Raw genomic sequence first — 14,970 nt, forward strand, 5'->3', positions numbered from 1 at the left:
CAGCTCGCTAGCCAGTGAGCTACGACACACCTAGTCAAAGGAGGGTGACATGTCTGTCATTCAGGATGTTCTCCAGCAGGATCGAGATATGACCGCGTGGTCCTTTTCCAGTGACCCGACGGTGATCGAGACCCACTGACCTAAGATTTGGTCAGTGGAAACTAGGCACCCGTGAATATTTTTCACGGGTGCCTAGTTCTTCAAGGAGGGGAACTTTGGCTGGCATTGACACATACATCGTAAAGACGGTCGAGTGGTGCAACCTAAACTGCAAGTACTGCTACTTCTATAACTCGCAGGACACAAGTTGGATGGAGCGGCCAAGATTCATGTCGCCGCTCATCTTTGACAAAGTAGTAGAGAATATCCGGCAACACTGCATTGAGAAAGACATAAGTAAGGTCTGGATTGTCTTCCACGGTGGTGAGCCAACCCTCCAGCCTCTGGCGCAATTTGACGAAATGGTCCAGAAGGCGGAGACGCTTCGAGCGGACGGAATCGAAGTCGTCTATAAGGTCACCACCAACGCAACACTCCTGAACGACGAGTGGGCTGAGAGGTTTGCTCGGTTCAAATTTAATGTAGGAGTCAGCCTTGACGGACCCAAGGAACTTAATGACAGTATGAGGGTGAACAAGGCGGGACGGGGGTCGTACGACCAAGTAGTCAGGGGCCTCGAGCTTGCACAGAAGTATGTAGGACGTGGCCTCAACTTGGGAACGATCTCGGTCCTAAACCCCGCCATCGATGGAGACGCTGTATATCGTCACCTTCGAAGCCTGAACATCCAGAACATCAACCTTGTATTGCCAGAAGCAAATTACGTGCAGGAGCCGCTGCCCGTGCGTCCTGGATACGGCTATTTTGAGTTGATGCGAGACATCTTCGATGCATGGATCGAGGAAGATAACTCCAAGGTCAATATTCGTCTATTTGCGGATATGATTCGTGCTGTAAGTGGCCTGACATTTGCGAGCGATCAGTTCGGTTACGCGCCAGTCAATGTCGCGGTGATTGAAACTGATGGAGATCTGCAGCCGACCGATAATTTCAGGGCTTGTGAGGATCGTATGTCAGACCTGGGCCTAAATGTACTGCGGAACAGTATGGATGATTTGTATATGGATCCGTTCTTCAGCTATTGTCGTGAGCAGCAGGACATTATCCCGAAGGCATGTAAAGATTGCAAGTTCCTGGCAATCTGTGGTGGTGGTCGTGTCACTACTCGCTTTTCAAGGGAAGAGGGGTTTGCGCGCCGGACTATCTACTGTAACGATCTCTACCGCATGTTCGACCATATCGAGAGGGTACTGACCTCACGCGGGGTGGCGACGCAGTACTCGAATGCCTGAGCTTCACATGTCAAGACCACAGTCATTTCGTAGTGAATCGGCATTCCGGATTGCGTGGGTGGCTCTAGCCCCACTTCGCGCAACGACGCCATTCCAGACGGTCGCTGTGTCGTTCTGGTTGATTGACCGAGGCGGAAGTTTCACGCAGGTAGGCCTTGCCGTTGCCTTGCCTACATTTGCTGCGCTAGTGGGAATTGTTCTTGGAGGGTGGCTGACAGACAGGAGCAATCCTCTAAGGCTGCTGCTATGGCAGAATATAGTGGCTCTATGCATAGCCCTGACCTTGTTGCTCTCGGGGCGAATGGAGCAATACTCCGAGGTCGCTGTTATTGCAACGATCAGTGTCTATGGACTTGTTAATGGTCTATCAGGTCCAGCTGCAAGAGCTCTCACTCCACGTTTGCTAGATGAAAGCAGATATAATTTTGGAAATTCTGTATATTCATCGATAACGAACTTGGCGACGATTATTGGGCCCCTTTTTGGTGGAGTAGTTTATTCTTCGGCAGGTTTTGAGTGGTGTATTTTAGCCAACATTGGTGCATTGTTATTTGGCGCTATTATTATGTTTGTTCTGTCAGTAAGGACAAGGACATCGAGAGTACTGGCGGATGGAGCCGGTGAGGTCGGCTTTATTGCGGGTGTCACAGCCGCCCTGAAGTTTGCTGTCGCGACGCGATGGCTTCTTGTCTTAATGGGTGTCGATGCTGTAATAGATGTAGTGACGGCTGGCCTATTCCAAACTGGCTTCCGCGCCTTGAGTGCGCCGCTAGGTGGCTCTGCTGTATTCGGTGTCGTTATGGCGGCCTATGGCATTGGTGCTATTGCTGGCGCATGGGCGGCTGGCCAGTCTCGGGGTTGGGGGCTGAAGGCATTCGCGGTCGTTATGGTTGCAAACATAGGTCAGGCGCCGCTGATTGCAGTTCTGCCAATTGTGGATGTCGGTCCGATGTTGTTTATGCTAGTTTGGGTCGGCGCTTTGAATGGATATGCAAATGTTGTTTATATGTCCTTTGTGTTCTCAAGGATACCGGCCTCCATGGCTGGTCGAGTTTCCTCCCTCCTGATGGCTGCCAGCTTGTCATTGCAGCCGGTTGGTATTGCTTGTTTTGGCGCAATAGTTGATGTTATAGGCGTTGTTAACCTGTTTCTCGTTTGCGCTGGTGTGCTTCTTGTAGTCTCGGTGGTGGCATTGGTCCTTTGGCGTGGGATTAAGTCTCAACTGCGGCTGGAGGTCACTGACGGGCAGTAGTTCGTTTCATATGGACGGACGAGTGAACTCAGGATTTCACTTTGAGTGTTTACCCTTTTGCGACTGATGATCTGGTCTCTCCAATCTGTGGCGATGCCTCTCATTGCCGTTGGTGCGGTCTGAACGGGACCCTCACATGTCCTGAGGCCGGGCGCCTTGCCCTGCGTGAGATGCCGAAATCTGACGAGGCGTTATTATCGCAACATTTCGTGGATGCGCTGGATCATGACGTCGGTGAGCGCCTCGTCGTAGTCGTCTGTGGAGGAGTCCATGAACAGGTGGCCGGCGGTGTCGTACTCGAAGAGGTCGGCCGGGTTGTCCGGCTCCTCGGCGGAAGCGGCGTAGGAGCGGGCCAGCGGCAGGTCCTCGTCCTTCACCCACGGGTCCTCGGAGGCCAGGTGTACCTGCAGGGCCACATGCGGCATCCACAGAGGGGCGTAGGCGTTCAGCGGCAGGGCGGCGGACATGGCGATGCAGGCGCGGAACGCCGGGACGGTCTGCGCGGCCTTGAAGGCGGGGCAGACGCCCATGCTGATACCGGCCAGCACGGAGGCCTGGCGGTATTCGGCGGTGGCGGCGATGCCGCGGGAGACGATCTCGTCCATGCCGACCTGCTGCAGGTGGGCGACGCCCTCCCCCACGGTGGCGAAGGTCGTGCCCTCGTAGAGGTCCGGCAGATGCACGGTGTGGCCGCCGGCCTCGATCCTCTCGGCGAGAGCACGGACGCCGTCGGTGAGGCCGAGCGCGTGGTGGAACAGCAGGATCTGGCTCATGCGCTCAGCCTAGAGCAGATGGGGTCGGTGTCCTCTGCCGGGGGAGGCGTTTCACAGGTGGGCTTCGGTGCGCCGTCGCGTCCCACGGTGCGCGCAGGTCACGGCGGTGGGAAGGGGAGCTGGGCAGGAGCGCCGGGCTCGGGGTGGTCGGCGTCGATCAGGACGGCGCGCCCCGGCAGGTGCAGGACCTCGGTAAGCCTGGGCCACGTCATCCGCTGCTCCGGGGTGGTGCCGGCCGGCACGTAGAGCCGACGGGGCAACTGCGCGAGCAGGCGCGAGGAGGCCAGCTCCCGGCCGCCGACGGCGGCGACGCGGATACCACGCGATCCGTCCGTGCCGAGGTGGTGGACCAGGAGCTCCTCCAGTCCGCGATAGGACCGAGGGCAGCGCACTGAGGACCAGGCCGCCCACCCGGAGATCAGCAGGGTGCCGCCGGTCTCTGCCAGTGCGGCCACAGACTCGAGGACTGCCTCGACGGGCTCCTGCGGTCCGTCCGGGGTGAGGACACGCCAACGGCGGGGAACGTCGTGTGGGGTGCCGTCCCGTTCTGACTCCGGTGCCCCGGTGCCGTCGAGGTGGAGGACATGCTCGCCGGTGCCGATGAGGTCCTGCCGAAGCCGTGCGATCAGCAGATCGCGGCCCCCTCCCGGCTCGATGAGCCAGGCGGTGCTCGCCTCCGGCCCCTCGCCGGCATCGAGCCGACGATGGCGACCGGACGCGGTGTCGTCCACGAGGGCGAGCGGAACGGCCCCCGATGCCTGCGGGGTCCAGCTCTCCGGCAGCGGCGGAGACAGGATCGGGTCCGGGACGGGAAGGGCGGCCCCCTCCGTGAGGGCGGCCAGCTCGGCGACGACCTCGCTCCAGAGGGTCGGGGCGACCTGCTGGATCTCTGCGGCCCCGCGACGGACCCAACGGCGGGCGGCGTCAGAGCGGACCCACGTCGCGGCCCGGAAGGTGCGTGGTTCCCGCCCCTGCCCGACATGGATGACGGTTCCCGGCTGATCCGACGGAATGCGTGCCGCCCCGGCAGACCCGGTCAGGTCCCACGACTCCTGCTCCGTGGCTGTGCGTAGGCAGAGCACCGAACCGACATTCGAGCGAATGTCCGCACTCACGCTCCCGGTCGCCCGCTGAGTCGCCAAGACAAGGTGGAATCCGAGGGATCGCCCGGTGGCTGCAAGACGGCGCAGCACCTCGGAGGCCTCCGGGTGTTCGTCGATGAGCACACGCAGTTCGTCCACTGCCACGACGAGCCGGGGGAGCGCCATGCCCGGAACTCGGCGGCGGAACTCGGGATAGTCGCTCACGCGGTGGGCCGCGAACAGCTCCTCGCGGCGGCGGAGCTCGGCGCCGACGGCGTCCAGCGCACGGAGGGAGGCGGAGGCGACGTGGTTGGTCTCCACGCTCATGGTGTGGGGCAGCTGCTCGAGACACGAGAACGAGGCACCGCCCTTGAAGTCCAGCAGGACGAGCGCCACCTCGGACGGTGGGTGTGTGGCACACAGCCCGGTCAGCATCCCCAGGAGCAGGTCGGACTTGCCGGACCCGGTGGTGCCGGCGACGAGGACATGGGGCCCGTCCGCCACGAAGTCGAGGTCGACCTGGGCATGGGCGCCCTCGTCCGGACCGGCGAGGGGCGTCACCAGCTCCTCCACCGCAGTCCGGACACCCGGTGCCGTGGGCACGCGCAGGGGCGTCGGAGCGGTTCCGCGCCGCAGGCCAGGTGCTGCTGCGGCCATATCCGAGGCGATCTCCTCCACCCACCAGCGGGCGGTGCGGACGGAGACCTCGCAGGCGTGGAGATCCTCCAGGTCCTGACCTTCGGCGCCGTGGCGGGCGCTGCCGTCGCTGAGGTCGATCAGGTCCTCGCCATCGGAGGCGCGGACTGCGCCTTCCACCACCGTCACCTCGGCCCAGCGCTCGCCGGACGACGGGACGGCCGTGGCGGAGGCGGCAGGGCAGCGCCGCGACCACGCCCGCCGGAGGGGAGCGACGATCCGCCCGGACGGCAGGGTGAGCAGGACGCCCGCCGCACCCGGTCCGGTCTGCCACAGCAGGCCGGTGTCCGCGGAGCAGACGGCGAACCCGAGGCCACGGCGCGAGGTCTGAAGCAGCAGCTGAACCACCAGCCACCGAAGCACGCCGTCGTGTTCGGGCCCGGCGCCGGCCACGCGCACGGCCGCCCCGGGGGCCGGGCGGCTCAGCACCGGCTGTCGACGCACCGTGTCGGGGCGCCAGCGCTCCTGGCGCACCGGGTCGTCGACGGGGAGTTCTCCTATTCCCGAGCCCCAGCGCAACACCGGCGGCAAGAACGTGGTTCCGCGATCCTCCGCAGCGGCGTCGGCCTGCAGCGCAAACCTGTCGGCCGAAGAGGACCGGCACGCCCGGGTGAGCGACAGCGGAGTGAGGGCGCTGCGCTCCCGTTCCTCGATGACGGCGTCCACCCGAGCGTGCAGGCGCCGGCGGAACAGGGTCCTGCTGCGACGCTGCAGCCCGAGCATCGTCCCCACAGCGACCACGGAGAGCAGCCCGAACAGCAGGAAGAACGCGCGTCCCGTGCTCACGGCCAGCACCACGCCGAGCAGCAGCGGTCCCACAGCCATGACAGCGGGGAGCACCAGGGACATCGGCGCCGGTGCGCCGGAGGTGTCGACGCGGGCCGTCGGCGGCACGGCGGCAGGCGGCAGCGGTTCTCCGGGGCCGCGCGCCACCACGATGTCGGTCGTGCCCACAGCAACGGGCGACGCGTTCTGCCACGGCGAGGGACCGTCGTCGTCCACGCAGAGGCCTGACGAGGAGGCCGTCAGGGCGACGGGACGGGCCGGGGCGGTCGGATCCGCCAGACGCCACCGGCTGCCGCCGCGGCCGACCGTGGTGCCGCCCCTCGGGAACGGCACGACGTGTCCGGCGTCCGGGCCGCTCGCGGCCACGAGGCTCAGCTCCGGTCCCCGGAGGCGTCGATGCGCACCGGGCGGACGGGCGATGTAGCGGAGGCGGGAGCCTCGGCGACTCTCACACTCGAGCACGACGTCGGGGAAGTGCTCGGCCACAGCGCGGTCCTGATCCGCGGGGTGCGGCGGCAGGTCGGACACGATCCAGCGCTCGATGCCGGACATCCCCACGATCTCCACCGTCCAGGACATCAGGGCTCCCCTCCGTCGGTCGTGTCCGCGACCTGCCGCCGCGGCCGACGGCGCCGGAATCCCGTTCCCGGCGTCGCCGTGCGTCCCACCTTGCCCTGACGCCCGTACCGGGCGTCGAGTCAGGCCTGCGATCTGTGGAAAACCCTTCTCCGGGGCATGTCGGGTCCGCTCGCGGCACGCGTTGTCCACAGGTTCCGGAGGTGTGAGCCAGGCCACGGTACTGTGGGTGGCGGCGCGAGGGATGGCGCCGGAAACGGGAGACCCCAGCGGAGGGGGCTGCATCGGCATGTGCAGGAGGGACCAATGGAAGCAGTGCGCATCCTCGAATCGGAGCTGCGTGAGCTCATCCGACGGCGTGACATCGACCCCCAGCGGGAGCCCGAGTCGATGCGCAGGCTCATCAGTGACGCCACCACGGACTACGAGTCCCGGGCCATGAAGGGGTCCCTGCCCGCGCTCAAGGACCCCTCCGAGACTCAGCGGTGGCTCTTCGACCTGCTCGCCGGATTCGGTCCGCTCCAGCCTCTGCTGGACGACCCGAGCGTCGAGGAGTTCTGGCTGAACGCACCGGACGCGGTCTACTGCGCCCGCTCCGGACGCTCCGAGCTGACCGGCATCGTGCTCACGGAGCAGCAGGTCCGCGACACCGTGGAGATGATGCTCAAGTCCTCCGGGCGCCGCCTGGACCTGTCCACGCCGTTCGTAGACGCATCGTTGCCCGACGGCTCCCGTCTCCACGTCGCGATCCCGGACATCACCCGGCGGCACTGGGCCGTGAACGTCCGGAAGTTCATCGCCCGGGCGAACCGCCTGGACGATCTCGTGCGCGGCGGCTCGCTCACCGTCCAGGCCGCGAAGTTCCTCGACGCCGCCGTGTCCTCCGGCATGAACATCCTGGTCTCCGGGGCCACCCAGGCCGGAAAGACCACGATGCTCAACTGTCTGGCGGCCTCGATCGGGCCGCGGGAACGGGTGATCACCGTGGAGGAGATCTTCGAACTTCAGCTGCCGGTCCGTGACGTCGTCGGCATGCAGTGCCGCCAGCCGAACCTCGAAGGCCACGGAGAGATCCCGCTGCGTCGCCTCGTCAAGGAGGCACTGCGCATGCGGCCGGACCGCCTCATCATCGGCGAGGTCCGGGAAGCGGAGTCACTCGACATGCTCGTGGCACTGAACTCCGGCCTGGCCGGCATGTGCACCATCCACGCGAACTCTGCCTCGGATGCCCTCACCAAGCTCTGCACCCTGCCCCTGCTGGCCGGGGAGAACATCTCGCGGAACTTCGTCGTGCCGACCGTGGCGACCTGCATCGACGTGGTCGTGCACTGCGCCCGGGACCGGCAGGGCCGCCGCCAGGTGGAGGAGATCCTCACCGTCGGCTCGCGGGTGGAGGACGGCGTCATGGAGACCTCGACCCTGTTCCGCAGGGACAGCGAGGGGCAGCTGGTGGTCAACCAGGCCGCGAGCCTCGAGATGCCCCAGCTGGAACGTCACGGCATCGACATCCTCGACCTGGTGGGCGATCGCTGAATGGGCCTTCTTCTGGGACTGCTGCTGGGCGCCGGACTCTTCCTGGTCTGGTGGTCCTGCTGGAACGAGCCCGCGCCCGCCGAGGATGACGCCCCGGCGAGGCAGGGCAGGCTCCGCCGCCTGATCGCGCAGGCGGGCATCGCACGCCTGTCTCCGGCCGGAGTGGTCGCCGCGATGGCCGGATGCGGCGTCTTCGCCCTCCTGCTCGTCCTGGCCCTGACCCGTGCCCTGCCGATCGCCCTGTGCTTCGCGCTCTTCGGCGCCGTGGTGCCCTACACGCTGCTCTCCTACCAGGCCCGGCGCCGCCACGTCCTCCTCCGTGACGTGTGGCCGGACGCGGTGGACCACGTCCGCTCGGCGATCCGTGCTGGCCTCACGCTGCCCGAGGCGCTCATGCAGCTGGGGGAGAACGGCCCTGAGGGGCTGCGCGAACCCTTCCAGGAGTTCAGCCGCGACTACCGCGCCGGCGCCCGCTTCCTCGATGCGCTCGAGGGACTCAAGGTCCGCATGTCCGACCCCGTTGCGGACCGGCTCGTAGCCGCGCTGCGCATGACACGTGAGGTCGGCGGCGCAGACATCGGCCAGCTGCTGCAGACCCTGTCCGAGTTCCTGCGCCAGGACGCCCGGGTCCGCTCCGAGCTGGAGGCCCGACAGTCCTGGACCGTCAACGCGGCACGCCTGGCCGTGGCCGCGCCCTGGGTCGTCCTGTTGCTCATCGGCACGCAGCCCGTGGCCGTGGAGACGTATCGGACCGCGGCAGGAGCAGCAGTGCTGCTCGCCGGTCTCGTGGTCTCGGTCGTCTGCTACCAGCTGATGCTCCGCATCGGTGCGCTTCCCCAGGACGAGCGGGTGATCGCATGAACGGCATGACAGCGATCGCGCTCGGCCTCGGGCTGGCCCTGGGGCTCGGCCTGTTCCTCATCGTCCAGCACCTTCCGTGGGGATGGCGCCCGAGCCTGGCCGAGCGCGTCGAGCCGCAGATGCGGCACCACGCGCCCGCCTCGAGCCTGCTCGCCCAGGAGGGACCGGCCTCTCCCTGGTCCGGACTCGCCCGCATCGTCCAGCCGCTCCTCGGCGCCGGCATCGGTACCCTGCAGCGCTTCAACCCGGGGCAGGAGTCGCTGCGCCGCAAGCTCGATGCGGCCGGCAGCGACCTGTCCGTGGCCGACTACCGGGCCCAGCAGGTCGTCCTCGGCGTCGGCGGAGCGCTCGTGTCCACGCTGCTGGCCGTCACCCTCGTTGGCCTCGACCGCATCGGTGTCGTCGTGGCGGTGCTGCTGGTCGTCTCGTTCACCGGCTTGGCCGTAGTGGCGCGCGACTCGATGCTCGCCTCGGCCATCACCCGACGGCGCCGACGCATCCTCACCGAGTTCCCGTCCGTCGCCGAGCTCTTCGCCCTGTCCGTCAGCGCCGGCGAGAGCACCACCGGCGCCCTCGAACGGATCACCGTCACGGCCCGCGGAGAGCTGGCAGACGAGTTCGCCCGAACCCTGGCGGACATGAGAGCAGGGGCCTCGCTGGCCGCCGCCCTCAAGGCCTGCGGACGTCGGACCCAGCTGCCGCCGCTCGAGCGGTTCATCGACGGCATCCTCGTCGCCCTCGAGCGCGGCACGCCCCTGGCCGACGTCGTCCGGGCCCAGGCCCAGGACGTCCGGGAGCTGTCCAAACGCGAGCTCATGGAGGCGGCCGGGCGGAAAGAGGTCCACATGATGATCCCGCTCGTCTTCGGGATCCTTCCGCTGACCGTCCTCTTCGCAGTCTTCCCCGGCATCGCACTGTTGGACATCGGGATCTGACACGTCGGGGCACAACTGAATAGCCATCACCACCGAATCCGCCTGAGAGCCAGGCGGACACCACGAGAGGGGAACCCACCATGGATATCCAGACCAAGGCCATGATGATGCTGCAGTCCGTCGCCGCCTTCTTCGGCGACGCCCGTGAGCGCGCCGCAGACGAGCGCGGCGACGTGCCCGGCTGGGTCATGATCACGCTCATGTCCGCCGCCCTGGTCGCCACGCTGATCGCCATCGCCGGACCTGCGCTGAGCGGCATGTTCCAGCAGGCGATCCAGCAGGTGAACGACGCCGCCCGCTGACCGTGGGCCGTCGTCCGACCGCTCCGCACCGGAGCAATGCGTCGGCTCCGCCCCAGTGCCGCCCGTTACGGGCCGGCCCGCCGACGGGGGAGCGAGGCAGCGCCGTGGCCGAGAGCACCATGGTGCTGGCCTTGCTGGCGGTCCTGTTCCTGACGCTGGTCCAGGGGGCGATCGCCGTCCACGCCCGCAACGCGATGATCGATGCCGCCAGTGCCGGTGCCCGCTACGGGGCACTGGCGGATCGCACGGCGGCAGACGGAGTCGCCCGGGCCGAACAGATCCTGGCAGCCGGCTCGGTGACGGCCCTGGGCACCAGCGTGTCCGCCGAGGACCTCAGCGACGGCGGCACCCCGGTCCTGCGGGTCACCGTCACCGGCTCCATGCCCGTGCTCGGGCTGTGGCGTTCGCCGATCGAGTGGGAGGTGCACGGCCATGCCTTCCGGTACTGACGAGCAGGCTCGCCCTGTTCCGCCGGGACCGAGCCGTGGGGTGATGGCGAACCGTCTCCGGGAGGACAGGGGATCCGCCGTGGTCGAGTTCCTCGGCCTGACGTTCGTCCTGCTGGTCCCGCTGTTCTACGTGCTCCTGTTCGTCTCCCAGGCACAGGCCGCCGCCTACGGCGCGGTCGCCGCCGCCGACCAGGCCGCACGGGCCGCGGTGTCCCAGGAACAGGGCACGGCCGGCGCGTCGGTGCACGCGGTCGCCCAGAGGACGCTCAAGGACTACGGCGTGCTGGCGGACATGTATGACGTCCACGTGCAGTGTGATCCCGGCAGCTGCCTCGAACGCCAGCCGGGCATGGTCGCGCAGGTCCAGGTGCGGGTGGAGGTGCCGCTGCCGGTGCTGGACCAGCTCTTCGGGATCACCGCCGCACCGGTCACCGTCACCTCGGACGCCCGCCACCGGGTGCCCCGCTTCTGACGGCGCCCTGACCCGGGCTCCGGCACCGCTGACCTGCCGCCGCATGAAGGGAACAACGATGCGCAGACGCCTCGCCGCCGAGGACGGCCAGACCACGCCGTTGGTCATCGGCATGACCGTGATCGTCCTCGCCCTGGTCCTGGTGATGTTCGCCGCCACCTGGGTGAACGTGCAGGCGCGCCAGCTGCAGTCCCTGGCGGATGGGGCGGCGGCATCCGGCGCCGAGGCGGTCGCGTTCGCGCTGGACACCGGCCCCGGACTCGCCCTGACGGACGCGGAGGCCCGGCACGCCGTAAACGAGTACCTCGCAGCAGTGGGGGCCACGGAGACCGTTCCGGGGCTGGCGGGCGTCCACGCCCACGTTGCGCCGGACGACACCACGGTCGTCGTCACGCTCACCGGCACCGCCGACGTGCTTCCGCTGCCGCCGGCCTTCGCCGACGTGCTCCCGGCCCGTGTGCCGATCTCCGCGCAAGGGAGCTCCCGCACGTCGCTCCAGCGCTGATCACCGTGACCTGACCCCACCGTGGCGGCAGGGGCCGTCCGCCCCGCCGCCACGCCGCCCACCGGCCGGTCCGGACGGCGTTTCATGAGCACCTCTCATGAGCACCTCTCATGAAGAGCTCTCATGAACACCTCCCTGCGGTCTCATGAACGCCTCATGGACGCTCCATACCGTCGTCCCCATCGATCGGCACACGGCCGGTCACGGACGGCTTCAGGAGGTGCCATCCCATGGGCATCAGCGTGGCGCTCTACTCGCACGATTCGGTGGGCCTCGGCCATGCCCGGCGCAACCGGGCCCTGGCCTGGGCGCTGGCGAACTCCCTGCCGAAGCTCACCGGCGAGCCGGTCACCGGCATGCTGATCGCCGGCCACCCGGACGCCCCGCAGGACTCCCTGCCGGAGGGCTGGGACTGGCTGCTGCTGCCCGGGTTCGCCCGCACCTCCGGCGGCTACGCGGCCCGCAACATCGGCATGTCCGTCCCAGACCTGGCGGACATGCGCTCCGGTGTCATCGCCTCCGCCCTGGACGCGTTCGCCCCGGACCTGTTCATCGCGGACCGCCACGCGTTCGGCGTGGACGGTGAGCTCAAGCCGGCCCTGGCCCAGCTGCGCCAGAACCACGGCACCGCCACCGTCCTGGGGCTGCGGGATGTGCTGGACACCCCGGCCGCCGTGCGGGGCGAATGGGAGAAGATCGGTGGCGCAGACGAGGTCGCCGCCCACTACGACGCCCTCTGGGTCTACGGCGACCGCGCCGTCTACGACCCCACCGCCACCGGCGAAATCCGGCTCTTCACGATTGAGGGTGTAGCGCGGGTTTGAATCCGCCGGCTTCGAGCAGGCTGCGTGCGATGTAGTGGGTGAGGTTGCGGAATCCGAGTGCGGAGCCGCGGAGGTGTTCGAGCCGGCCGTTGATCGCCTCGGTGGGTCCGTTGCTGGTGCCGGGTCGATCGAAGAACGCGAGGATGTCGGTGGCGCGCTGGCGCATGGTGCGGCCGAGCTTGCGGATCTCGACGAGCGCTGTGGGGACCCCGGTGGTGATCGCGTTGATCACGGCCTGCATCATCTGCTTGGCCTTCTTCTTGTCGGGTTCCCGGTAGGCGGCGACGATGCGCTGGTAGATGCCCCAGGTCGCTTCGACCTCGACGTGCTCTTCGATCGCGAACACCGCGTCGAGGCGGGCGGTCTGTTTCTCGGTGAGCAGGTCCGCGCCGGTGTGCAGGGTGCGGCGTGCTTTGTAGAGCGGGTCACCGGCGCGGCCGCGGTGCCCGACCGTGTCCTGCTGCACTCGGCGTCGGCACTGGTCCAACGCGTCGCCGGCAAGGCGGACAACGTGGAAGGGATCCATGACCGGGACGGCGTCGGGGAGTTCTTCGGCGGCGGCGGTCTTGAAGCCTGCGAACCCGTCCATCGCGACCACCTCGATCGCCTTCGACCACTCCTTCGGGCGGGCGGCGAGCCACTGCTTGAACACCGCCTTCGAACGACCCTCGACCATGTCCAGCAGCCGCGCGGGTCCTGTCTTCTCGCGGGCCGGGGTGAGGTCGATGATCACGGTCACGTACTTGTCGCCGAGGCGGGTGTGCCGCCAGACGTGCTCGTCGACACCGATCGTGGTGACCGCGTCGAACCGGGCGGGATCGTCGATCAGTCGACGCTTGCCCTCCGCGAGCACCGCAGTGTTCGCGGCGCTCCAGGACACCCCCAGGCCCGCGGCGACACGGGTCACGGTGAGGTGGTCGATGACGATGCCCCGCAGCGCCCACTCCACGCCGAGGCGGGAGATCTTCGCTCGTGGCGCGGCGGCGCGGGTCATGTCCTGACGCCACGTCCGTCGGCAGTGCGCGCACCGGTACCGGCGCACCCGGACCAGCAGCGTCGTCGGGCGATGCCCGAATGGTTCGTGCGCCAGGCGACGCGTCACCGTGTCTCGCGGCACACCCTCCGCCCCGCACTTGCGACACCACGGGTTTGTCTCGACCGGTCGGCACTCGATCACCGCCCGGTCCGGCTCGATCAGCTGGCCGACGGCGACGAGCCCGAGCTCGTCGAGCCGGCAGAACGCCGTCAGGTCAGGGGTCGCGAAAGTAGGGTGGAGCACGTCGAGGTCTTTCGAGATGGCAAGCGTGAAGAACTTCCATCATCCGGGAGGCCTCGACCCCTACCCGGCCACCGACGCACTCAACCGACTACACCCTCGTTCGCGAAGAGCCCGAAATCCCCGCGGACCTGGCCGAGCTCACCCGCTTCACCGGCCTGCTCTCCCGCGGCCGTCCGGAGGACGAGGGCGCCCCGCTGCAGACCCCGTACATCCTCACCTCCGTCGGCGGCGGCTCGGACGGCGTGGACGTCCTGCTCGCCGCCGCCGGCGCCGAGGTCCCGGCCGGGCACAGCCACATCATCGTCACCGGCCCGCAGATGCCCGCCGCGGACGTCGCCCGGGTCCGCGAGGCCGCCGCCGCCAACCCGTGCTCGGCCCCGGTCACCGGCGCCGAGGGCGTCGCCCGCCCCGGCATCGAGGTCCGCCGCGCCGTTGGCAACCTGCCGGCCCTGCTCACCCACGCCGCGGCCACCGTCTGCATGGGCGGCTACAACTCCACCGCCGAGGTCCTCGCCACGGAAACCCCGGCCCTCGTGGTCCCGCGCGCCTCCCGCCGCGCCGAGCAGCCGCGCCGCGCTGCCGCCCTGGCCGCCGCCGCCGACGCCGTGCCCGGGGAAGTCCTTGACCTCCACGAGCCGGGGCCAGGCCATGCGCTGCTCGGCGGTCGTCCCACAGGGGACGTGGACCCGGTGGGAAAGCTGCGCCAGGAGCCTGCACTCGGTCAGTTCCCCCCTCGCCGATCATCAGCACACGCAGCCCGGATGCCCGGGGCGAACCGGTCAGCAGGACGAGCTCTTCGTTCAGGCCGCGGAACGTCCTCGATTCCCGCAGCTGAGCCCAGTGCTGCCTGCCTGTCACGAGCAACGTGCCCTGGTCATGGGTCACCGCCTCGACGGCCTCCAGGTCGACGTCGATCTCCGTCCCCTCGTCCTTAGCGGTGATGACCCGGAGGCTTGGGACGGCGCTCCCCGACGCCACGGTCTGGGCTGCCAACTTTGCGAGGTGGAGGACGGGCCGGCCCTCACGGTGCAGCGCATCGAGGAGGGCCTGCACCACTGGCCGGTATTCCGGGCTAGCGCGACCACGGAGGCCCGACCGAGGAATCGGAACAGCCACTACCCGGTGAACATTGCCAGCCTCAGACCGGCAACGAGTGGCACGACCGTCATGACGCCGCACATCAGCGGCGACATCCAGCGTGCTGTCCAGACCGGGTCGATGGAAGGATTGGGGTATGAGGGGTCATCGGGAGGGCAGGGCCGACGCCGCACAGCGGGACGACGGCAGGCGGTC

Annotated in this window: 14 protein-coding genes; 10 read left to right on the forward strand and 4 right to left on the reverse strand. The window is 67.6% G+C overall.

Features of this window, described 5'->3' with window-relative positions; genetic code table 11:
* The first annotated feature begins 188 nt into the window (after positions 1 to 188).
* Together CEQ11_RS05715 and CEQ11_RS05720 are read left to right on the forward strand one after the other, a co-directional pair.
* Entirely contained in the window at positions 189 to 1,352 is a 1,164-nt protein-coding gene (locus CEQ11_RS05715; protein WP_088478016.1) for a radical SAM protein, read from the forward strand.
* 7 nt (positions 1,353 to 1,359) lie between these two features.
* Complete coding sequence (locus CEQ11_RS05720) at positions 1,360 to 2,604, forward strand: MFS transporter (protein WP_227718900.1); 1,245 nt, start codon at positions 1,360 to 1,362, stop codon at positions 2,602 to 2,604.
* 194 nt (positions 2,605 to 2,798) lie between these two features.
* Here the strand turns inward: CEQ11_RS05720 and CEQ11_RS05725 are convergent, their stop codons facing one another.
* Both CEQ11_RS05725 and CEQ11_RS12915 read right to left on the reverse strand, forming a co-directional pair.
* Entirely contained in the window at positions 2,799 to 3,377 is a 579-nt protein-coding gene (locus CEQ11_RS05725; protein WP_088478017.1) for a dienelactone hydrolase family protein, read from the reverse strand.
* Positions 3,378 to 3,475: 98 nt separating this feature from the next.
* A complete protein-coding gene (locus CEQ11_RS12915; protein WP_102957492.1) occupies positions 3,476 to 6,520 on the reverse strand; it encodes an FtsK/SpoIIIE domain-containing protein in 3,045 nt (1,014 codons plus the stop codon).
* Positions 6,521 to 6,823: 303 nt separating this feature from the next.
* On the opposite strand from CEQ11_RS12915, the gene CEQ11_RS05735 reads away from it, so the two are divergent.
* The 8 genes from CEQ11_RS05735 (at position 6,824) to CEQ11_RS05770 (ending at position 12,398) form a co-directional block, all read left to right on the forward strand.
* On the forward strand, positions 6,824 to 8,050 hold the full coding sequence (locus CEQ11_RS05735) for a CpaF family protein (protein ID WP_088478019.1): 1,227 nt from the start codon (positions 6,824 to 6,826) through the stop codon (positions 8,048 to 8,050).
* Positions 8,051 to 8,911, forward strand: a complete 861-nt coding sequence (locus CEQ11_RS05740) for a type II secretion system F family protein (protein WP_088478020.1) — start codon at positions 8,051 to 8,053, stop codon at positions 8,909 to 8,911.
* A 5-nt stretch (positions 8,912 to 8,916) separates the two neighbouring features.
* Entirely contained in the window at positions 8,917 to 9,846 is a 930-nt protein-coding gene (locus CEQ11_RS05745; protein ID WP_227718757.1) for a type II secretion system F family protein, read from the forward strand.
* A gap of 107 nt (positions 9,847 to 9,953) precedes the next feature.
* On the forward strand, positions 9,954 to 10,148 hold the full coding sequence (locus CEQ11_RS05750; RefSeq protein ID WP_369804933.1) for a hypothetical protein: 195 nt from the start codon (positions 9,954 to 9,956) through the stop codon (positions 10,146 to 10,148).
* Positions 10,149 to 10,252: 104 nt separating this feature from the next.
* Positions 10,253 to 10,597: a TadE/TadG family type IV pilus assembly protein gene (locus tag CEQ11_RS05755; protein WP_088478021.1), complete on the forward strand. Its 345-nt coding sequence runs from the start codon at positions 10,253 to 10,255 to the stop codon at positions 10,595 to 10,597.
* 43 nt (positions 10,598 to 10,640) lie between these two features.
* Positions 10,641 to 11,069, forward strand: a complete 429-nt coding sequence (locus tag CEQ11_RS05760; protein WP_087133867.1) for a hypothetical protein — start codon at positions 10,641 to 10,643, stop codon at positions 11,067 to 11,069.
* Positions 11,070 to 11,127: 58 nt separating this feature from the next.
* A complete protein-coding gene (locus CEQ11_RS05765; RefSeq protein ID WP_088478022.1) occupies positions 11,128 to 11,574 on the forward strand; it encodes a pilus assembly protein TadG-related protein in 447 nt (148 codons plus the stop codon).
* A 230-nt stretch (positions 11,575 to 11,804) separates the two neighbouring features.
* The gene (locus CEQ11_RS05770; protein ID WP_088478023.1) at positions 11,805 to 12,398 is read left to right on the forward strand and encodes a hypothetical protein; all 594 of its coding nucleotides are present in this window, start codon (positions 11,805 to 11,807) and stop codon (positions 12,396 to 12,398) included.
* On the opposite strand, the gene CEQ11_RS05775 is transcribed toward CEQ11_RS05770, so the two are convergent.
* The gene (locus CEQ11_RS05775) at positions 12,370 to 13,677 is read right to left on the reverse strand and encodes an ISL3 family transposase (RefSeq protein ID WP_088478024.1); all 1,308 of its coding nucleotides are present in this window, start codon (positions 13,675 to 13,677) and stop codon (positions 12,370 to 12,372) included. The genes CEQ11_RS05770 and CEQ11_RS05775 overlap by 29 nt on opposite strands.
* Positions 13,678 to 13,757: 80 nt before the next feature.
* Positions 13,758 to 14,327, reverse strand: a complete 570-nt coding sequence (locus CEQ11_RS05780; RefSeq protein ID WP_088478025.1) for a hypothetical protein — start codon at positions 14,325 to 14,327, stop codon at positions 13,758 to 13,760.
* Positions 14,328 to 14,970: the final 643 nt, after the last annotated feature.

The sequence above is a fragment of the Micrococcus sp. FDAARGOS_333 genome (assembly GCF_002206575.2).
GTDB classification, from domain to species: Bacteria; Actinomycetota; Actinomycetes; order Actinomycetales; family Micrococcaceae; genus Micrococcus; species Micrococcus lylae.